This is a genomic window from Clostridium sp. HBUAS56010, from assembly GCF_007115105.1.
In the GTDB taxonomy this organism is placed as follows: domain Bacteria; phylum Bacillota; class Clostridia; order Lachnospirales; family Lachnospiraceae; genus Lacrimispora.
This window is the reverse complement of sequence record NZ_SULJ01000001.1, coordinates 306,148-326,918: the sequence shown is the minus strand read 5'-3', so window position 1 is coordinate 326,918 and position 20,771 is coordinate 306,148. Positions and strand designations below refer to the sequence as shown.

At 40.4% G+C, this 20,771-nt stretch carries 22 protein-coding genes; 4 read left to right on the top strand and 18 right to left on the bottom strand.

Annotation, left to right across the window (positions count from 1 at the left end):
• Positions 1 to 4 precede the first annotated feature (4 nt).
• Entirely contained in the window at positions 5 to 1,678 is a 1,674-nt protein-coding gene (locus tag FAY33_RS01555) for a DAK2 domain-containing protein (RefSeq protein ID WP_143319002.1), read from the bottom strand.
• A gap of 14 nt (positions 1,679 to 1,692) precedes the next feature.
• Complete coding sequence (locus tag FAY33_RS01550) at positions 1,693 to 2,049, bottom strand: Asp23/Gls24 family envelope stress response protein (protein ID WP_143319001.1); 357 nt, start codon at positions 2,047 to 2,049, stop codon at positions 1,693 to 1,695.
• Positions 2,050 to 2,217: 168 nt separating this feature from the next.
• Here FAY33_RS01550 and rpmB point away from each other — a divergent pair, with 168 nt between their 5' ends.
• Positions 2,218 to 2,406 (top strand): 50S ribosomal protein L28, encoded by a 189-nt coding sequence (rpmB, locus tag FAY33_RS01545; protein WP_143319000.1) that lies wholly within the window; start codon positions 2,218 to 2,220, stop codon positions 2,404 to 2,406.
• Positions 2,407 to 2,524: 118 nt separating this feature from the next.
• Here the strand turns inward: rpmB and FAY33_RS19240 are convergent, their stop codons facing one another.
• The 11 genes from FAY33_RS19240 to FAY33_RS01495 all read right to left on the bottom strand — a co-directional run bounded on the left by FAY33_RS19240 (position 2,525) and on the right by FAY33_RS01495 (position 10,672).
• On the bottom strand, positions 2,525 to 2,662 hold the full coding sequence (locus FAY33_RS19240; RefSeq protein WP_013272624.1) for a hypothetical protein: 138 nt from the start codon (positions 2,660 to 2,662) through the stop codon (positions 2,525 to 2,527).
• Positions 2,663 to 2,716: 54 nt separating this feature from the next.
• Positions 2,717 to 3,124 (bottom strand): GerW family sporulation protein, encoded by a 408-nt coding sequence (locus FAY33_RS01540; RefSeq protein ID WP_143318999.1) that lies wholly within the window; start codon positions 3,122 to 3,124, stop codon positions 2,717 to 2,719.
• A gap of 17 nt (positions 3,125 to 3,141) precedes the next feature.
• Entirely contained in the window at positions 3,142 to 4,011 is an 870-nt protein-coding gene (locus tag FAY33_RS01535; RefSeq protein ID WP_143318998.1) for a DUF2953 domain-containing protein, read from the bottom strand.
• 14 nt (positions 4,012 to 4,025) lie between these two features.
• Entirely contained in the window at positions 4,026 to 4,349 is a 324-nt protein-coding gene (locus FAY33_RS01530; RefSeq protein WP_143318997.1) for a hypothetical protein, read from the bottom strand.
• Entirely contained in the window at positions 4,330 to 5,664 is a 1,335-nt protein-coding gene (locus FAY33_RS01525) for a hypothetical protein (RefSeq protein WP_143318996.1), read from the bottom strand. Before FAY33_RS01525 ends, FAY33_RS01530 begins: the two co-directional genes overlap by 20 nt.
• 23 nt (positions 5,665 to 5,687) lie before the next feature.
• Positions 5,688 to 6,935, bottom strand: a complete 1,248-nt coding sequence (locus tag FAY33_RS01520) for a competence/damage-inducible protein A (RefSeq protein WP_143318995.1) — start codon at positions 6,933 to 6,935, stop codon at positions 5,688 to 5,690.
• A 5-nt stretch (positions 6,936 to 6,940) separates the two neighbouring features.
• A complete protein-coding gene (gene pgsA / locus FAY33_RS01515) occupies positions 6,941 to 7,483 on the bottom strand; it encodes a CDP-diacylglycerol--glycerol-3-phosphate 3-phosphatidyltransferase (protein WP_143318994.1) in 543 nt (180 codons plus the stop codon).
• Positions 7,467 to 8,807 (bottom strand): 30S ribosomal protein S12 methylthiotransferase RimO, encoded by a 1,341-nt coding sequence (gene rimO / locus FAY33_RS01510; protein ID WP_143318993.1) that lies wholly within the window; start codon positions 8,805 to 8,807, stop codon positions 7,467 to 7,469. Before rimO ends, pgsA begins: the two co-directional genes overlap by 17 nt.
• Positions 8,808 to 8,878: 71 nt before the next feature.
• The gene (gene rpoZ / locus FAY33_RS01505) at positions 8,879 to 9,133 is read right to left on the bottom strand and encodes a DNA-directed RNA polymerase subunit omega (RefSeq protein WP_143318992.1); all 255 of its coding nucleotides are present in this window, start codon (positions 9,131 to 9,133) and stop codon (positions 8,879 to 8,881) included.
• Positions 9,134 to 9,157: 24 nt separating this feature from the next.
• Entirely contained in the window at positions 9,158 to 9,778 is a 621-nt protein-coding gene (gmk, locus tag FAY33_RS01500; protein ID WP_143318991.1) for a guanylate kinase, read from the bottom strand.
• Between the two features lie 15 nt (positions 9,779 to 9,793).
• Positions 9,794 to 10,672 (bottom strand): YicC/YloC family endoribonuclease, encoded by an 879-nt coding sequence (locus tag FAY33_RS01495; RefSeq protein WP_143318990.1) that lies wholly within the window; start codon positions 10,670 to 10,672, stop codon positions 9,794 to 9,796.
• A gap of 143 nt (positions 10,673 to 10,815) precedes the next feature.
• On the opposite strand from FAY33_RS01495, the gene FAY33_RS01490 reads away from it, so the two are divergent.
• The gene (locus FAY33_RS01490) at positions 10,816 to 12,555 is read left to right on the top strand and encodes an NFACT RNA binding domain-containing protein (RefSeq protein WP_143318989.1); all 1,740 of its coding nucleotides are present in this window, start codon (positions 10,816 to 10,818) and stop codon (positions 12,553 to 12,555) included.
• A 55-nt stretch (positions 12,556 to 12,610) separates the two neighbouring features.
• On the opposite strand, the gene FAY33_RS01485 is transcribed toward FAY33_RS01490, so the two are convergent.
• The 3 genes from FAY33_RS01485 to FAY33_RS01475 all read right to left on the bottom strand — a co-directional run bounded on the left by FAY33_RS01485 (position 12,611) and on the right by FAY33_RS01475 (position 16,300).
• Entirely contained in the window at positions 12,611 to 14,878 is a 2,268-nt protein-coding gene (locus tag FAY33_RS01485) for a rhamnogalacturonan lyase (RefSeq protein WP_243126529.1), read from the bottom strand.
• A gap of 712 nt (positions 14,879 to 15,590) precedes the next feature.
• The gene (locus FAY33_RS01480) at positions 15,591 to 15,728 is read right to left on the bottom strand and encodes an exodeoxyribonuclease V subunit alpha (protein ID WP_143318988.1); all 138 of its coding nucleotides are present in this window, start codon (positions 15,726 to 15,728) and stop codon (positions 15,591 to 15,593) included.
• Entirely contained in the window at positions 15,725 to 16,300 is a 576-nt protein-coding gene (locus FAY33_RS01475; protein WP_185967456.1) for an accessory gene regulator B family protein, read from the bottom strand. Before FAY33_RS01475 ends, FAY33_RS01480 begins: the two co-directional genes overlap by 4 nt.
• A 703-nt stretch (positions 16,301 to 17,003) precedes the next feature.
• On the opposite strand from FAY33_RS01475, the gene FAY33_RS19235 reads away from it, so the two are divergent.
• Positions 17,004 to 17,783: a GHKL domain-containing protein gene (locus FAY33_RS19235; protein ID WP_185967455.1), complete on the top strand. Its 780-nt coding sequence runs from the start codon at positions 17,004 to 17,006 to the stop codon at positions 17,781 to 17,783.
• 16 nt (positions 17,784 to 17,799) lie between these two features.
• On the top strand, positions 17,800 to 18,564 hold the full coding sequence (locus FAY33_RS01465; protein ID WP_143318985.1) for a LytTR family DNA-binding domain-containing protein: 765 nt from the start codon (positions 17,800 to 17,802) through the stop codon (positions 18,562 to 18,564).
• A 32-nt stretch (positions 18,565 to 18,596) separates the two neighbouring features.
• Here FAY33_RS01465 and ilvA read toward each other — a convergent pair whose 3' ends face one another.
• Complete coding sequence (gene ilvA / locus FAY33_RS01460; RefSeq protein WP_143318984.1) at positions 18,597 to 19,820, bottom strand: threonine ammonia-lyase; 1,224 nt, start codon at positions 19,818 to 19,820, stop codon at positions 18,597 to 18,599.
• 2 nt (positions 19,821 to 19,822) lie between these two features.
• Positions 19,823 to 20,764 (bottom strand): signal recognition particle-docking protein FtsY, encoded by a 942-nt coding sequence (gene ftsY, locus FAY33_RS01455; protein WP_207705990.1) that lies wholly within the window; start codon positions 20,762 to 20,764, stop codon positions 19,823 to 19,825.
• Between the last annotated feature and the right edge of the window lie 7 nt (positions 20,765 to 20,771).

Here is a 20,771-nt window from a genome sequence, read left to right as displayed (position 1 = left end):
ACTTTTATTCTACGGAAAGCAGATAGTAATAAATAGGCTGCCCACCTGCATGAAGTTCCACTTCACAGGCAGAAAAGATCTCTTCTGCTTTTTCTTTCAATCCTTCTGCCTCTTCCGGACTCACATCTTTACCGTAATAAATGGTCACCAGTTCTGATTCTTCTTCAATCATAGACTGAAGCGATTTTAAAACGGTAGTGTCAATATCTTTGCCGACAGCAAGGATTCCATGGTCGCCTAATGCCATGATATCTCCTTCTTGAATCTCAATGTCATCAATCATGGTATTGCGCACTGCATAAGTAATCTGCCCTGTCTTTACTTTGGACAGTTCTTCCATCATATTCTTCTCGTTTTCTTCCGGTGACAAATCTGCCGCAAAGTTTATGATAGCAGTGATTCCCTGAGGAATGGTTTTAGATGGAATTACAATGACTTTTTTGTTTTCTACAAGACTTTTTGCCTGTTCCGCAGCTAAAATAATATTTTTATTGTTGGGAAGAATGTAAATCGTATCCGCATTAACCCGGTCAATCGCATTTAACATATCCTCAGTACTTGGATTCATCGTCTGACCGCCTTCAATCAGATAGTCTGCACCGATTCCACGAAAGATCTCATCAAGACCTTCTCCTGCTGATACAGAAATAAAACCATAAGGCTTTCTTGGCTGGGGTTTTGCTTCTTTTTCCGCCTTTTGCTGCTGTGCCAGCTTTTCTGATTCCTTAATCAGCTTCTCCTGATGCTCTTCTCTCATGTTATCAATCTTCATCCGGGATAATGATCCATATGTGAGAGCCTTCTGGATCGCCAGACCTGGATCATTGGTATGAACATGGATTTTTACTATTTCATCATCAGAGACAACAACCAGGGAATCCCCGATGGATTCCAGATAATTCTTAAGATCCAGTTCTGAATTTTCATCGTAGGGTTTTTCCAGATTAATAATAAATTCTGTACAGTACCCAAACTTGATATCAATATCTTCAAGCCCTCTGCTGTCTGCTGAAAATGAACTCTGCTGGTGATCACTTCTCTCTACAGACAAATCCACTTCTTTACCAAGAAGACAGTCAAAAGCACCTTTTAATACCTGCATGAGTCCCTGTCCGCCGGAATCTACTACACCTGCCTGTTTTAAAACGGGCAGCATCTCCGGTGTCTGGCTTAATACATAATCGCCATGATCAATGACCTTTTGACAAAATTCTATGATATCTTCTGTCTCAGTGACCAGCTCCGCAGCCTTATCAGCCATTCCCTTAGCCACAGTAAGAATCGTTCCCTCTTTGGGTTTCATAACCGCTTTATAGGCAGTCTCAGTTGCTCTTACAAACGCATTGGTCAAAACAAGTGTGGTAATCTGCTCTTCGCCTGCAATCTCCTTTGTGAAACCTCTGAATAGCTGAGACAGGATAACGCCTGAGTTGCCTCTTGCACCTCTTAATGATCCAGAAGAAATTGCTTTTACCAAAGCATCCATTGTGGGATTCTCAATGGCCGCCACCTCTTTGGCCGCTGACATAATCGTCATGGTCATATTGGTTCCGGTATCTCCATCCGGTACTGGAAACACATTCAATTCGTTAATCCAATCTTTTTTTGCTTCCAGCCCTTTCGCGCCTGCCAGAAATGCCTTCTGCAGCATACTGGCGTCTATATAGTTCATACCCACAGGTAGTTTCCTCCTTAATCAATCACTCTTACACCTTCGACATAGATATTAATCTTATCTACTGTCATTCCGGTAAATTCTTCGACTTTGTATTTTACACTTTCAATCAGATTATCTGCAACTGCAGAAATGCTGACTCCATATGCAACAATTACATGAAAATCAATTGTAATATGGTTGTCCTGAATATTTACATTGATTCCATGAGTCAGACCTTCCCGTTTTAAAAGTTTAACGAGTCCGTCCTTCATGCTGACAGCCGCCATACCCACAATACCGAAGCATTCTACCGCAGTAGTTCCGGCATACATAGCGATAACATCAGGGCTTACCTGGATTTCGCCCAGTTTATTATTGATATAACCCTTCATAGTCTCTACCTCCGTTCTTTCTGTCTGTTTTAATTATACATGATTTTACCAAAAAAAGAAACAAAATTTTATTTTTCACTTGCAAAACATGGTGTTTTCTGTTATCATACACTTGTTGTGGATTTTTCAACCATTAAAAATCCAAGTAGCTTTTAAGGAGGTGCAATCATGGCTAAATGTGCAGTTTGTGAAAAAGGCGCTCACTTTGGTAACGCAGTGAGCCATTCCCATAGAAGATCCAATAAAATGTGGAAAGCAAATGTAAAGTCCGTTAAAGTTAAAGTTACTACTGGCGGCGCTAAGAAGATGTACGTATGTACTTCCTGCTTAAGATCCGGCTTAGTTGAAAGAGCTTAATCGAAGGAAACTCCTGGCTGATTGCAGTCAGGGGTATTTTTTTGCTTATTTATAGAGATGTGGGCTGGTCCTTTTCAAGAACCAGCCCACGTTCTTTTCCTTCTATAGCAATGTTCTGTCAGCAACAAAACAGATTATATCCCAATACCAGACATCCAATGATAAACAAAATTGTAACGATTGTTGCCGGGATAAAAAGCAGGATTGCCATTCCCGCTCCGAAACAGAACAGCATAAGTCCGCATACTCTTCTCATATCATCCCTCAATTCATTCAGACTATATGACATCCTATGCGGCTTATCCCCTTCTTATTCCACTCCCTTTTCATCACCGGAAGCTGCCATCTCCTCTGCCACCTTTACCGCGTCAGAAGAAACCTCTTTTGCTCCCCCTGTAAACTTGTTCACGAAATCAGGTACCATATCAAGAATCTTAGTTACTGCATCCTGATTTTTGATATTAACCAGTTTTGTCACTCCATTTTGAATGATGAGAACTGCACTCGGACTCATCTTTGCGTGCATACCACCTGCACCTCTTTGCTTGGCATTTTCCGCGAAAGAACCTGCAGCCATTCCACAGGTCACATCCACCAGAGGAAGAATAATCGCGTCGTCAACCTTAACTGCATCTCCTACTACAGTTTTAGTCGCCACAAAAGAATCCATCCCCTTAAAGAGCGCCTCAACTGTAGATGTAAAATTATTATCTGCCATCGAAAGTAATTCCTCCTTTATCGAAGCCATCTCTTAAATAGAATTCGGAAATTCTTATCCATCAGCATCCGACCGCCTATCATAAGCAGTGTCCACACCCGAATTCTGCCTCGGAATTCTCCTTCCGCTTCAAAAACCGCACGGTCAAACATCGGATACAAATCCAGATGTTTATGGCAAAACGGATAAACTGCGCTTGCATACACAAGCACCTGCCCTGTCATGTACGGATCTTCAAAACCAAAGGTAACGGTTCCTTTCCCCTTTAAGGGAAAGATATGCCGTATCAGCTTCTTGCTTTGTTTTAGAAAGAGTCTTACTGTTTTCTGATTATCCTTATTGGAAAACCAGGAATAAATCTCATTCTTTTTTTCATTTACTGTCCTCAGTGTATCATAGATCCTGCGGAAAAAAAACTTAATTTTTGATAAAATACGTCTGATTCTCTTTCTCACATGATTCCAAAAACCAGATAATCTGATTCTTTTTTTCTTTGGTTCTGGCTGTTCATTCTGAGTATCCAAAAGAACTTCCTCTTTCAACTCTTCCGCCTCTTTAAAAACCTCCGGTTCCACCCGTTCCATGGCATGAACCATAATTTCTTCCGCTTCTTCCAGTTCTTCATCTATCTTCTTTGGTTTGAGAATGCGGAAACCAAAGAAACGCACCGCAACGGTTACGTCCTCATCGTACTCGACTCTTATGGTAAGGATATGTAGCAACCAGGAGATTACAGCACTTCCTTTTCCCTTTCCGTAATAAGAGCCTCTTCCGCGATAGCGGACAGGTACGAAAAGCACCAACAGAAGCAGAAAAAGAAGAATTCCTGCAACAGCCAGCAAAAGAAGGCCAAATATTTTTAATATCAATAAAATTATATGAAGCATGGACACCTCACACCTTACTGGCTTTTTTTCTCCACAAATGCAGATAAATGAAAGCCTCCTGTTATCTGGTACATATCATGAATCAGACATCCGGCCACCTCCAGAGCTTCCCAGTAATCAGCAGCAATGCCCAATACCAGTATCTCTTCTCTTTGAAAAAAAGGGACAAACAACTCTGGTGCCGGATAGATATCAAGTATATTATTCCCATTTGAAGCCGGTATAATCACATAAATACCAAGTCCCGGCTTTGAATTCCGAATTCCCTGGATAATCCGGTAGCGCCATTTCTTCGCTTTCTCACCTACATACAGATGATCAAACCAGCATATTTTCATAATCCATCAGCTCTTCCAATAATTCTTTGCACGTTTCTTTTTCCGCTTCGTCCAGGCAGCTTGTCAGACTTCCTCTGATATATGCCTGTATTTCATCTATGGAGTTAAAGTATACCGGAAGACAAGAAAGCACTTTCGCCATCACAGCTCTTGTAACCTGTTTTGATGTTCCGGAGAAAAACTGTTCCAGTTCCTTTATATAGATACCCGTTTCTTTTTCCAGATAAAAACGATCAACCAAAGACTCTTCCTTTTCAGAAACAATCTCCGTCTTAAACGTCTTTAATTCTGCAAAACTGCTTCCGGATAAAAGTCTGTCAATATTAACTGATTTAATATAATCCGGATCTGTTCCCCATTCTTCCTCTTCCTGGGGTACTTCCACTTTTAAATACCGTTCATAATAGGATTCCTGCCTGCCCTCTAACTGAGTCAGTTTTTCAAAAAATGAGTCATCGCCAAACGAATAATCTTCTTTTTGAAATTTCCCCAGAACTTCTGTAATCATGGACTGGTAAAATTCTTCCTCATTTACATCAATTACCGCTTCTTTTCCTGAAAATAGAAGAACGCAGAAATCATTAACAATCTCCTGCAGCATCACATAAAGACCAGATTCAGCAATGAGCTTCTCACTGACCGACTTAAGACCTGCCATAGCAGAATCAAACTGTTCTCCGGTTAAATTCTTATAATCCATGCAACGGAACTGTTCTAAAAGTGAATAAAACTCCTCATGCCCTTTTTTCATATCATTAGGAAGACTTGTCATGGATACAGAACGAAGTGTATACATCATATCCTGGAAGCTCTCCGGTGAAGAACCGATATATACAGACAGTCCTTCTGCAATAAGGCTGAAAAACTTCTGCTTTGTCAGACGAACCGGAAGCTGGCCAACGACATCCTTAATTCTGCCATTCATTACTACCGTCTCGTCAGAACCAGTAATAAAAGACAGCAGTTTCTCGGCAAATGCAGAATCATCTGATTTGCTATCCGGTAAGGATTTAAACTTTCGTTCCAGACGATTGAGAACATATTCATAGTTCTGAAAACAATCGGTATAAGAAGTCATAATCTCCACTTCACCGGTAATTGCTTCCCGAAGTTTAAGCAAATCTTCCAGACAATCCACCCCTGAAAAATGGTCGCCAAGAAGTTCATTTAACCGTCTGCAGCACTCAGAAATAGATTCTGATATTCCAGGCTCTTCTCCAATTGTTTCAAAAAGAGTATAATAGTTAAGGACCAGCCTTACATAAGAATACTGATAAGCTGCAGTCATCTGTTTTTTCAGCAAACGGATATTCACAATTTCTCTCCTTTCGGCTCCTCTTAAGTATTATAATTTGAAAGAATACACCGTCTTAAAAGATCAAGTGCTTTCACAACAGATTGTTCCCTTATCTTTTCGCGATTGCCTTTAAAGTGATATTCTTCGATTTTAACTTTATCTTTCAGATAGCATGCCATATATACCAGACCTACCGGCTTCTCACCTTCTGCGTTTGGTCCTGCAATGCCAGTCACCGCAATACACACGTCTGCATCCGTTGCAAATACGCCTCCTGTTGCCATCTCTTTTGCAGTCTGACTGCTGACAGCCCCATATTTCTTCAGAGTGCTTTTATTTACATTCAGATATTTCCGTTTAGCCTTGTTGGCATAAGTCACAAACCCTTCCTGAAAAACTTCAGAAGCTCCTGATACATTGACAATCCGTCCAGCTATTAACCCTCCGGTACAGGATTCTGCCGTGGTTACTGTTAATTCATGTTTTTTCAAAAGACGAACCACTGTCATCTCAAGAGTCTCGTCCTCTTTTGTAGAATACACATCGTTGCCAAACCGGCTTTTAATCTCTTTTACCATGGGTTTTAAAAGCTCTTTGGCTTCTTTTTCACTGGAAGCCTTTGCTGTAACACGAAGATGTACTTCAGCAGTTTTGGCATAAGTGGCGATAGTGGGATTTGACTGACCATCAATGAGATCAAGAATCCGGTTCTCGACCTGACTTTCCCCTGGTCCGCAAATCTTAATCATACGGGAATGGATCACTTCCGGCTGACGCTTCTGCAGAAAAGGAAATACCTGTTCCATGAAAAGCGGCTTTAATTCATTGGGCGGTCCCGGCAGTAAAACTGCCGTCTTCCCATCTTTTTCTATGATAAGCCCGGGGGCAGTACCATTATTGTTGTCGAGAACAATGGCTCCCTGAGGAACCATCGCCTGTTTCCAGTTGTTATCCGGTATTTCCTTATAGATACTGTTCTTGAAATAGTTTGTAATCTGTTCTTTCGTGTGGGAATCTTCCACAAGATCACTTCCCATTACCTCTGCGCACACTTCCTTTGTCAGATCGTCTTCTGTGGGTCCTAATCCACCGGTTAAGATAACCACATCCGAACGCTCCAGAGCGGTCTCAAGGACCTGCCTGAGCCGTTCCCTGTTATCCCCCACTGTAACCTGATGATACATGGTCAATCCTAGAAGCGCACACTTTTCCGCAAGAAACTGGGTATTGGTGTTTACAATATTTCCAAGCAAAAGTTCTGTTCCAACTGAAATCAGTTCAACAACCATAATGATTACATACTCCCTTCTGTAAGAACCTTATAATTCTTTCCTATATAATCAATCAGTGATACAATCGTCAAAATCACAGCAATCCATGTGACCACGACTGTAACTGGATATAACAGAGATATATTTACAATCAGCAGAACAGCCATGGTCATCTGAAACACTGTTTTGAGTTTCCCCCATTTGCTGGCGGCAATCACGACTCCATTATCAGATGCCACCAGACGGAATCCACTGATGATAAACTCTCTGCTTATGATAACAATTACCATCCATGCCGGAAGCTGTCCTAAGGCAGTCAGACAGACCAGTGCAGAACAAACCAGTAGCTTGTCCGCCAAAGGGTCCATAAACTTTCCAAAATTCGTTACCAGATTATATTTTCTTGCAATCATTCCATCTAACAGATCTGTAAAACCTGCGACAATGAAAATTGCTGCCGCAATCCAACGATGTACTCCGTTTGCATCCCCATTTCTCAGAAGAAAAAAAACAAAAAACGGAATCATGATAACTCTTAAAATCGTAAGTTTATTCGGTAAATTCATCTTCCAATTCCCCCATCAAATCATATTCCATGGCTCCTGTTACACGAACTCTGGCAAAATCACCTGACATCATCACCTGACCCGTCTGGACAAAAATCATTCCATCCACACCAGGACCATCCATATAAGTACGGCCTACATAAGCATTCTCATCAGCCACTTTTCCTTCAATCATTACTTCTACGGTTTTCCCGATCATGGAATTGGAATGTTCCAATGATATTTCCTGCTGAAGCTCCATAATCGCATCCCGACGGTCTTCTTTGATCTCCTGCTGAACCTGATCAGCAAATTCTGCAGCCGGAGTATCCTCTTCGGCTGAGTAGGCAAATACACCCAGACGTTCGAACTCCAGTTCATCCACAAATTCCATTAATTCCTCATGATCTTCTTCTGTCTCACCAGGAAATCCGGAAATCAAAGTGGTGCGCAGTGCAATGTCTGGAATCTCACTCCTCAGCTTTTTCACAATCTCACGAAGCTGATCTTTGCTCGTTCTCCGCCCCATCCTCTTTAAAATCCGGTCGCTGGCATGCTGGATAGGGAGATCCAGGTAATGGCAGATCTTTTCTTCTTCCTTTATTGTCTGAATCAGCTCATCCGTAATCTCTTCCGGGTAGCAATACTGAACTCTGATCCACTGGATTCCAGATACTCTGCAAAGCTTTTTCAACAATTGGGGAAGTGACTTTCTCCCGTAAATGTCCACACCATACAGTGTTGTCTCCTGCGCCACCAGAATCAGTTCTTTCACGCCTTGCGCTGCCAGTTCTTCCGCTTCTTTTATCAACCGCTCCATGGGAACGCTGCGGTAGCTTCCACGGAGACTGGGAATAATACAATAAGTACAATGCTTATCGCATCCTTCTGCGATCTTTAAAAAAGCATAGTGACCTCCTGTGGTAAGTACACGTCCCGTCTCCACTTCTGGAATTCCTTTTAATTCGTGAAAGAGCTGTACATGTTCCTTCCCTGCCAACGCTTCTTTTAAGACATTGGAGATCTCGTCGTAAGTAGACGTTCCCAAAATTCCATCAACCTCTGGAATCTCTTCTACAATCTCCTGCTTATATCTCTGCGCCAGACATCCCGTTACAATCAGTGCTTTACAGTTGCCGTCAATTTTTCTCTGACCCATCTCCAAAATCGTATTAATGCTTTCTTCTTTTGCATCCGCAATGAAACAGCAGGTATTGACAACAATGACATCCGCTTCATATTCATCATCAGTAAAGGTATATCCGTCTTTATTCAACAGACCTAACATCATCTCCGTGTCTACAAGATTCTTGTCACAGCCCAATGAAACACATAATAATTTCATCCTAAAACTCCTGTCGTTAAAATTTCAAATACGAGAAAAGCCATCTACCAAAAGGGAGACGGCCTTTTTTCTCAATTATCGTCTTCTTCTGTCGCGTCTGCTTCGCTTAAAATCTTTACATGTCCTTCATATAATTCTTCTACTGCAACAGAAAGCGGCTTTTTTCCAGCTCCCGGTACTTCCGGCTCAGAACCTCCAATGATCTGTCTTGCTCTTTTTGCAGCGGCGATCACGATGGAATAACGGCTCTGTACAACGGGAGTATCGCCTGGTTCTACCTCACTGTTTACTACATTAATCAAATCTGAATAGGATGGATGTAACATCTTTTATTCCCCTTTCTTAATCAGCTATATATTCTTTAATTCTTCCCGGATCTGGGATAAAAATGCTGTATTATTGGAAGCACGGCAATGCTGTACCTGAATCATCTGGTGCATCTCTTCCACGCATGTATCAATCTTATCATTAATCAGAATGTAATCGTATGCTTCCATTCCATTCGCTTCTTCTGATGCACGTTTCAGCCTGGCATTGATTACTTCCATGCTTTCTGTTCCTCTTCCAATTAAACGGCGTTTTAACTCTTCCGCACTGGGAGGCATTACAAAAATAAGGATTGTCTCAGGGAAACGTTCTTTAATTTTAAGTGCTCCCTGAATCTCTATCTCCAGAATTACATCTTTCCCTTCTTTCATACGATTCAAAACATATTCTTTGGGTGTTCCGTAGAAATGTTTTACGTACTGGGCGTATTCAATCAATGCGTCTTCTTTTATCATCTCTTTAAATGATTCTTCTGTAACAAAGAAATATTCTCTTCCGTCTATCTCCCCGGCTCTGGGGTTCCTGGTGGTCGCAGAAATGGACAGCGCATAATTATCATACCGGTTCAAAAGCTCTTTCATAAGAGTTCCCTTGCCTGCTCCTGAGAAACCCGATACAACCACCAACATGCCTTGTTCATTCATTGGTCTATCATTCTCCTACTCAATATTCTGGATCTGCTCCCGAACCTTTTCAATCTCAGTCTTCAAGGTAATTGCCTTGTCTGAGATCTCCAGATCATTGGCCTTTGACAAGATTGTATTGGCTTCCCGGTTCATCTCCTGGGCAATGAAATCCAGTTTTCTGCCCACACTTGCACCGCCGCATAATTCTGCCCGTGTATTTTCAATGTGGCTTCTAAGCCTTACAGTCTCTTCATCCACACAAATTTTATCAGCAAATATAGTAACTTCTGCAGCAATTCTGCCTTCGTCAATGGAAGCACCTGCTAAAAGTTCCTTTACTTTGTCTTCCAGTTTCGTCCGGTACTCCAAAAGAATCCTTGGAGATCTGACCTCAATGAAATCCAGAAGTTCTGTCATATAATTAAGTTTCTTCACCAAATCAGTCTTTAATGTCTCACCTTCAGTAATTCTGGTATCCACAAACCGTTTCGCAGCTTCCTCAACAGTCTCGGAAAGAAGCTTCCACATCTGTTCTTCATCCTCTGGAACTTCTTCCATCGTAAGAACTTCGGGGCATCTTGCAAGGGCTGATACCTTAATGTCATTTGGAATTCCAAACTGGGTCTCCATCTTTGCGAAATAATCCATATACTCAGCAGCCAGAGCACTGTTGTACTTCAAACACAGCTTATTCTCCGTGTAGTCTTCGTAGCTGATAAAAACATCAACTTTCCCTCTCTGGATGTAATTCTTTAACAGATTTCTGATTCCTGCTTCAAAAAAATTAAACTTTTTCGGCATCTTTATGCTTAAATCCAAATATCTGTGATTTACAGCTTTCATCTCGACGGAAATCTTGTATTCATCCGTGACAGTTTCGTACCTTCCAAAACCTGTCATGCTCTTAATCATTGCAAATGCCTCTCTTTCGCCATAGATAATATCCATTATAAGTCATATTAAAAAACAAGTCAATTGGTTTTGAATTTTACACAATCGTGTTTCTGTGCTATACTATTTGTATCATATAGACCATTTACCGGAGGAATCAGACGATGGCATTAGACGGAATTGTTATGGCTAATCTCGCAGCAGAGATGAAGGACCGGTTAGAAGGCGGCAAGATTGCAAAAATTGCCCAGCCGGAAAAAGACGAACTGCTGTTTACAATTAAAAATCAAAAAAACACATGGAGGCTTTTAATCTCTGCCAGTGCCAGTCTTCCGCTGGTATATTTTACAGAGTCTAATAAACAAAGTCCCATGACAGCACCTAATTTCTGCATGCTTTTAAGAAAGCATATCGGAAACGGGCGGATTATGAAAATAACCCAGCCAGGTCTTGAGAGAATCCTTTGTATGGAAATCGAACATCTGGATGAACTGGGAGATAAACGAACTAAGAAACTGATTGTTGAAATCATGGGAAAGCACAGCAACATTATTTTCTGCAATGAATCCGATATGATTATAGACAGTATCAAACATATCTCTGCCCAGGTAAGTTCTGTAAGAGAAGTTCTGCCAGGAAGAACTTATTTTATTCCCCATACCATGGATAAAAAAGATCCTCTGACCATTTCTTCTGATGAATTTTCTGAGATTATAGGAGCAACGTCAGACCCCATACAGAAGGCTCTTTATTTAAAGCTTACAGGCATCAGCCCTGTTATGGGACATGAACTCTGCCACCTTGCGGGAATTGATGGAGATCGTTTCGCCACTGAATTGACAGAAACAGAGATGATCCATCTCTACCGGATGTTCTCTCTTTTTATAGAAGATATCAGACAGGAGAACTTTACGCCCAACATCGTTTACCGTGAGGAGGAGCCAGTGGAATTTTCTGCCCTTCCCCTGACCTGTTATGAAGGAACAGATTATAGAGCAGAATCGTTTGAATCCATCAGTTCACTTTTAGAAACATATTACGCCTCAAAAAACACGATTACAAGAATTCGGCAAAAGTCCTCTGATTTACGGAAAATCGTGCAGACAGCTCTGGAGCGGAATTACAAAAAATACGACCTTCAGGAAAAACAGCTAAAGGATACGGAAAAGAGGGAGAAGTTTAAGATATATGGGGAACTTCTTCACACTTACGGATATGAATTGACTGGTGGAGAGAGAAAACTGACCTGTTTTAATTTTTATACCAACGAAGACATTACCATTCCCTTAGACGATCAGTTAACTGCAAAAGAAAATGCACAGAAATATTTCGACCGGTATAATAAACTGAAACGTACCTTTGAAGCGGTAACAGAGCAGATTAAAGAAACCAGACTGGAGATTGATCATCTGGAATCAGTCAGCTCCGCCCTGGACATTGCATTAAAAGAAGAAGATCTGGTCCAGATTAAAGAGGAGCTGATGGAGTATGGATATATCAAACACCGCCGTAGCGGGGACAAAAAGCCAAAAGTTACAAGCAGACCTTTTCATTATATTTCCACAGATGGCTTCCATATCTATGTCGGAAAAAATAACTATCAGAATGAGGAACTGACATTTAAATTTGCAAATGGCAATGACTGGTGGTTTCATGCAAAAGGCATCCCCGGTTCCCATGTTATTGTAAAAACAGAAGGAAAAGAACTGCCTGACCGCTTGTTTGAGGAAGCAGCTTCCCTGGCTGCCTATTACTCCAAAGGCAGGGACAATGATAAAGTGGAGATTGATTATATCCAGAGAAAGCAGATTAAAAAAGTCACAGGAGCTGCCCCCGGATTTGTTATTTACCATACCAACTATTCCATGGTTGCAGATCCCAGGCTGGTATTAAAAGAATGTTAGCAAGAAGGAACCGACGGTCTATACAGAACCGACGGTTCCTTTTTATGATCTGTGGTTAAGAATCCGGTGTCAGGGAAACTGGAAATGAAAAATAAGAAGTCTTTCCATTCACAATCCCAGCCACCTTATACTGATACCGGGTATTTGATTTTAAGTCTTTATCTTCATAAGATAAGGTATTGTTCCCTACGGTTTTCACAAGAATAAAATCTCCATCCTGCTCTGCCCGGTAAATCTCATAGCCGGACACTTTATGACCGTACGTCCCATCACTTGCAGCACTCCACTTTAAACCGGCAGTCTGGTTCCCTGCTAATTGAACCGTTACTTCTGGAACCCTGATTCCGGAAGAAAGCAGATAACTTAAATTAGCTGGCTGATTGTAAGCGGTATTCTGCCATGCCACTCCTTCCAGATAAGCCCTGTTGGTAAGTAGACATGGAACACGGTAATCCGTTTCAATGGGAGTGGTATATATTCTTATTTTGTTTTTGTCACCTGCATCCCGTACAATAATCTCTTCTCTCCAGTCTCCAAGAATATCTGCAACAAGACCTGCGTTTGCTTTCGTTCCATTGTTCAGTTCTGTCCCATCCATCTGGATCATAACATCTGTTTTTTCTTTTTCATAATTCCACTTCTGCACCTGAGGAATTAAATCCTTGGAATTATTGGAATCAAACAGTTCCATCAAAAGATCTCCATCCCAGTAAATAGAAAAGTTCTGGCTGGGTCTTACGCCTTCTTTATAGATCTGCTGTCCTTTGGAATTATAAGTGATGGCTTTAACAGCTCCCCACATTTCAGCTCCAGGGTGTCTTGGATCAATATCCGCAGCAACCCCCCGTCCTGTATCCTTTCCATAATGATATCCCCACAAGATCTCTCCTGTATCTGCATCGTGAAGTTCAATATGATATTTTGCACTTTTTTCTTCATGAACCTGGAAGACTTCCAGTTTTCCGTCATCATTCCAGTCTCCCACATGCATGGCATCTCCATGTCCCAATCCTGTGGTATACTTGGGCGTTCCGTCATGATCAAGGGTTAAGGAACCATATATGATCTCATCTTTACCATCATTGTCAACGTCATTGACAGACAAACCATGATTTCCCTGTCCTGCATAAGGATCACCTGTAGGCACATCAAAAATCCACTTTTGAGTCAGTTTCCCATTTTTTAAATCCCAGGCAGCAATGGCGGTCCGTCCATAATATCCACGGCAGAATACAGCACTTGGATTTTTTCCGTCAAGATAAGCCGTTGCAGCCAGAAAGCGGTCTGGACGGTTGGCATATCCTTGTGGTTCTGGTCTTCCTTTGCTGTCCAGTCCCCACATAGAGGTGTCCCAGGTTCCAGTTTTCTCGTCATAGATTCCTCTGGAAGGAATATATGCCGTCGTGTCTATGATTTTACCGGTTTCTCCATCAAATGCAGTTAAGAATTCATCTCCATTTACAATACGCCCAATTCTTTTTTGGGAACTGCGGTAGTCATACTTTTCACTTATTTTATCCGTTGGAAGGGCTTCTGCATTAACCGCACCGACATGACCCGTTTCCTTTAATACACCATCTACATTCTGATAAGAAGTAGAGCCATCAGCCGTTTTACAGATCACTTCTGCTTTTCCATCTCCATCGTAATCCCATACCTGGAACTGCGTATAGTGGGCACCGGAGCGGATGTTCACTCCCAGGTCAATTCTCCATAGAAGTGTTACGGCACCTGTATTCGTATCAATGTCATAAGCATCAAGAAACGTTGTTCCTGTATATCCATCCTTTGAATTATCCTGGGCATTATCTGGATACCACTTCACAATCAGTTCCATCTGTCCATCCCCGTCCAAATCTCCTACAGACATGTCATTGGCTGTATAATCTGTAACGGAACCATCGGGCATGACCTGTTTTGCGGGTGCCTGCAAAATCACTTCCAGATATTCCTTATCCCACGCAAAAGCGGTTTGTCCGATATGCCTGCTTCCCAGATGATCCTCCAGCTCATACCTGTCTCCTGATTTTCCCTCCTTATCCAGGAAGTTCGTATTACTGCCCCGGTAAATCTCTTCTCCATTCCGTTTAAGAACAAAAGATGCTGCCGGACCATCTTCCGGGTAAAAACGCCAGCTAACCAAATTCCCCTGATCCGCCTTTACCGCCACCAGCGCCCTGTCAGATCGGTTTACCAATCCGTTATAGGTCTGTGGCAAAACGCTATTACCTGCAACTGATGTCAGCCAAGTGGGTCCTGCAGCAAGCAAGAATACACCTGCAGCAAGAAATAAACCATGTCTCATCTTTTTTCTGAAAATCATACGATTCCCCCTCCAAATAAATAGTCGTAATCATTTGTTGTTCTTACAGTTCTTGCATCGTAAATCCTCATCCCTCCTTTCCTCAATTATTCTATCATCATTACAAATCTACTGTAAATAATCATGTTATAACACATTGTTTTTACCTGTTTTTATTAATCTGTAAAGACTTATTATCATAATATTATACAGATTATCCTTTTGTTACCTTTTATATTTAGGTGGATTTTCAAAAAAACAGGCAAAACAGAAGCAGGTGAAAAGAAAAAATCCAAGTTTTTTCTTTTCACCTGCTTTATATCATTCCAAATATACAACTACCGATTTTTTCTCTGGAACGGTTGTTATCACCTCAATGAAATATTCTTCAGGAATAATCATTCTCCTTCGGCGCTTTTGCTCAAAAAAATGTTCTTCCTTTTCAAGAAATCTCCGAAACAAATTCCTTTTCATTTAATCTTCTCCCTTTTCTATTTGCCCCACAAATAGAAAAACAAAATGATATTACACTGAACTGCTCATAAAATAGTGATAATTGTAATCACAGAGACCTGCAACACTTATCAAAATTTCCCCCTTGATCATTCAGTGTAAATCATTTTTCATATCAAATTCCTTATGTAAGCTTTTTGATATATGTTTTTTTCATACTCATACCGGACTTTTTGTTAAAAGTTCTTTTAACAGGTTCAGATGTTTTTTTAATATTGGCTTATTTTGCATTGTAAATTTTCAAAACTTCTTGCGGGATTTTTCTTTCATAAACTCCTGCAGGAATACTTCTTCCCACGGAATCCAAAGAAATCTTCACCAACATTGTTTGAACTTTTTCTGCTAATGTTTTCTTCATCCCTCGTTCTCTCCTTCTTCAATTTGTTTTTTATTTTGGGGAAGCAATGTCATTACTTCCAAAATAACTGGAATCATAATCAGTTCCCGCAGCGATGGAAAAACAGATGTAACTGCCATGAAAACTGTCAATAAAACAGAAGAGGATATCTTCTTTTTTAATTTATCCTTTGGGCTAAAAAAGTTGATATTAATGGTTCGTGGTGCACAAAGCCATACAATCAGCATAGATAATGCATAAATCAGAGGAAGTACAGAAATATCCATATTAATATAACTATTTCCTAAGAGGGAAACTGCCCAAATAAATAGCATGCTGAATCCACAGCCCATTCCCGTCTTTGCATGAACACCTCCAGCCTGAAGTCTCAAACCACAAAAGGATAATAAAATGATAAAGGTCTCAAAGCCTTTTCCAATTAAAACACCGATCAATTGGATCATTGCAAACTTTACCACATTATCCAGTAACAACTCCATTCCGTACTGAATCGCTTTGTTTTCGTCTTGAGTTCTGGGATTTATTTTATTCAGCCAGTTACAAAATCCGACAGCAATTCCCGAAATATTCATAACTATCACCACCATTTGTATTTATATTACCATATTTTCGAGCAAATGAATGTTTTTGCAATTTTCGTTGAATTTTTGAACTTAAACGTTAGATGTCTATTCTATATAAACAATTTCCTTTACTTTCCATTTATAAAAGGGTAGAATAGATGTACTTACTTACGAGGTGATACATATGACTTATTTTATTTACACATTTACGGGCGGTTTTTGTAATTATTTCTCCTGCGTAAACCTCCTTCCATCAAAATTAAAAAACTCCAGTAAATTATTTATTTTTCTATACGCATTCGGGAGTTTGTTTCTATTTAACAGAATATACGGTCAGGCGAGCACTTATATCACCTTTGTGGGCATGTTGCTTCTGATTCTTTTATTTACAAAAGAATCTTACCTGTACATGTCTTGTTATTTATTTGGTTATCTTTATACAATTTCATTTAATTATCTGTTTATGTGGGCCGCTGGAATTTTATTAAAGATGGATATGCAGGAATTACTGGCGCACCAAGGGATGAGTATGATTTTTTCCATTACTTACAGTATTTATTGTGGAATTTCCACGAAATTTATTGGATGGTACATTCACAAGAAGCTGAATCTTTTAAAATATTTGACAAACAAGCATCTGATCAAGGCTATTTTTATTAATCTTTTTATATTGGTGTTTTTTTATATTTTCAACTTTTCTTACGGAGAATATTTGGGTTATAATTATGGTGTCATCGCATTAAATGGAATTATATTTCTTTTATTATTTGGAATCACTGTTTTTCTTATGTATTCCATCTATAAAGCCACTTTAAGCGAACAGGCTTATAACAACCGCATGGCTCAATTTGAAAATCTGAGATTATATACAGAACGTTTAGAGAATTCCTATGGAATTATGCGAAAGTTCAAACATGATTACATGAACATTTTAAGTACCATGTCCGGTTATATGGAAGAAAATAATATGAAAGGTCTGACTGAGTATTATGGAGAAAAGGTTTTGCCCATCAGTCACGCATTCTCAGAATCCGATACAAAGCTGGGGGCCTTATCGAAGGTTAAAAATACAGCACTGAAAAGTCTTCTATCCTCCAAATTCATCTACTCCATGGAGACTGGAATCAAAGCTGAGATTGAACTGACAGAACCGATTGAAGCTCTATATATGGATGCCCTGGATCTTTCCCGTGTTGTTGGTATCTTTTTGGACAACGCCATAGAAGCTGCGGCAGAGACAGAGGAAAAAGAACTGATTTTTTGTATGTTTTATAAGGATGAGAATCTTCATCTCATCATACAAAATACTACGCTCCCACCAGACCATTCTTTATTTGAACTGCGCAGCCATGGAATTTCTACAAAGGGCGAAAACCGGGGAGTCGGTTTATACAATGCAGCAATGATTTTAAATGCTTATAAAAATGCCGTATGGGATACTGCATATGAAGCCCCCTATTTTATTCAGGAACTGACATTGTTTAAGATATAACTGAAGGAGTAAACAAATGATCCACATTTATCTCTGTGAAGATGACAGCAGACAATTATTGCGTTGGAAAACAATTATCGAAAAGTATCTATTGATGAATTCTACAGAATCACAGTTATACTGTGCTGTTTCGGATCCAGATCAACTGCTTTTGATAAGGAAGAAATCCAAAGTTACAGGATTATACTTTTTAGATATTGATTTACATGCTGATAAAAATGGAATTGAGCTGGCGCAGGAAATCAGAAAATACGATCCTAGAGGATACATCGTTTTTGTGACAACCCACAGCGAAATGGCGGTTCTTACATTTAAGTATAAAGTGGAAGCCATGGATTTTATTATCAAAGATGAGGTACAGACTTTACCGGAACAAATCTGTGGCTGTATTAAAAATGCTGAAATCAACTATAAAGCACAGTTAATTTCAGCAAACAGGCTTTTAACTATAAAAATCGACAAAAACTCCCTTGTTCTTGATCAGGACGACATTGTGGCTATTACTACTTCCGAAGATAACCATAAAGTTGTCGTTCATACAAAAAACGGGATTCGTCAGACAACGGGATCTTTAAAAGAAATACATACCACTCTAAATGATTCCTTTTTCCAGTGCAGCCGTTCTGCAATTATAAATTTCAAACATGTACTGAAATTCTCCAAAGAAGACGGATGCCTTATTATGGATAACAAAGAACGGTATACCGTATCCGTACGCATGATAGGAAAAGTACAGAAAGCAATGAGGGGATTTTTAGAATCAAAAGGGATCAATGCTTAAAAAACGCATTGATCCCTTTTGATTGCAAGTATTTATTCCCCGTAAGTACCTTTTGATTTTACCAGCTTCGGACGGTATCCCTGTGCAGTTAAAGCTTCCATAATCTTATTTTTATGATCCGTTCCAAATGCTTCTAATGTAATCCGCAGTTCTACTGCAGAGTTTCTGTTGATGCTAATGAACTGATTATGCTCCAGACGGATTACATTGCCCTGTTCTTTCGCAAGCAGAGCAGATACTTTTGCAAGTTCACCTGGCTTATCCGGAAGAAGAATGGATACGGTAAAGATACGGTCTCTCTGGATTAGTCCAAGCTGAACGATGGAAGCCATGGTAATCACATCCATATTACCTCCGCTTAAGATGGATACAATCTTTTTGTTTTCTACATCCATATGTTTTAAAGCGGCTACCGTAAGAAGCCCTGAATTTTCAACAATCATCTTATGATTCTCAACCATATCAAGGAATGATACGATGAGTTCTGAATCATCAATGGAAATAACCTCATCCACATTTTCCTGAATATAAGAAAACAGCTTGTCCCCTGGACATTTCACGGCTGTACCATCTGCAATGGTATTCACACTTGGCAGGGAAACCACTTTTCCCTGGCGCAGAGATTCCTGCATACAATTTGCCCCGGAAGGTTCAACTCCAATGATTTTAATATTAGGATTTAACATTTTGGCAAAGGTGGAAACTCCGGTACACAGACCGCCCCCTCCAATTGGAACAAGAATGTAATCAACCGTAGGAAGTTCTTTAATGATCTCCATTGCAATACTTCCCTGTCCGGCTGCTACATCCAGATCGTTAAAAGGATGGACAAATGTTAAGCCACGTTCCTCAGCAAGCTGATTGGCATGCTTTAAAGCTTCATCAAACACATCTCCTTTTAGGATTACCTCAGCACCATAACCTTTGGTCCGGTCTACCTTCATAAGGGGTGTTGTTGTCGGCATAACAATGGTGGCGGGAATTCCTGCAAGCTTTGCTGCATAGGCAACTCCCTGGGCATGATTCCCTGCAGAAGCTGTAATCAGACCTTTGGATTTTTCTTCTTCGGACAGAGTACTGATCTTATAATAGGCACCCCGGACTTTATATGCCCCTGTATACTGCATATTTTCCGGCTTAAAATATACTTTATTCCCTGTCTGGGCGGAAAAATATTCACTGTATACAAGTTTCGTCTCCAGAGTTACCTTGCTTACAACTTCTGCTGCTTCTTCGAACTTTTCCAATGTCAACATACTTACGCCTCTTCTTTCTCATCTACGTGAAACAATGCGTTTACAAACTCATTCGCATTGAACTTCTGCAAGTCATCAATTTTCTCCCCAACTCCAATGTATTTCACCGGTATTCCAAGTTCAGACTGAATGGCAACCGCAATGCCGCCTTTCGCAGTTCCGTCAAGTTTCGTCAGAATAATTCCGGTAATATCCGCTACCTCCATAAACTGTCTTGCCTGCACAAGCGCATTCTGACCAGTAGTACCGTCTAATACCACAAGAGTTTCCCGGTATGCATCCGGATATTCTTTATCTATAATCCGGTTAATCTTTTTAAGTTCTTCCATCAGATTCTTCTTATTGTGAAGACGTCCTGCCGTATCGCAAATCAAAATATCCGCATGTCTTGACTTTGCAGCGGCTACTGCATCAAATACCACTGCCGCAGGATCCGATCCTTCCTGTTGCGCAATAATATCTACCTCAGCCCTTCTCGCCCATTCCGTAAGCTGTTCAATGGCTGCTGCACGAAATGTGTCCGCTGCTGCAACAATCACCTTTTTTCCATCATCTTTCATCTGCCCGGCAAGCTTTCCAACAGAAGTGGTCTTACCCACACCATTTACACCAATTACAAGCAAAACAGAGTTCTTATGTTCAAATTCGTAGGCATTCTCTCCAAGGTCCATCTGTTCCATAATACTGTCCATGAGAAGCTGTTTGCACTCAGAGGGATCTTTAATTCCCTGTTCCTTCACTTTTCTTTTTAAATCTTCTACAATTGACATGGTGGTCTGGATTCCCAAATCTCCCATAATAAGAATTTCTTCTATTTCCTCATAAAACTCGTCATCAATGGCAGAAAACCCACTGAAAATGGAGTCTACGCCGGCCATAATATTGTCTCTTGTCTTTTGCAGTCCAGCTACCAGCTTTCCAAAAAATCCCTTTTTCTCACCCATAATCAGT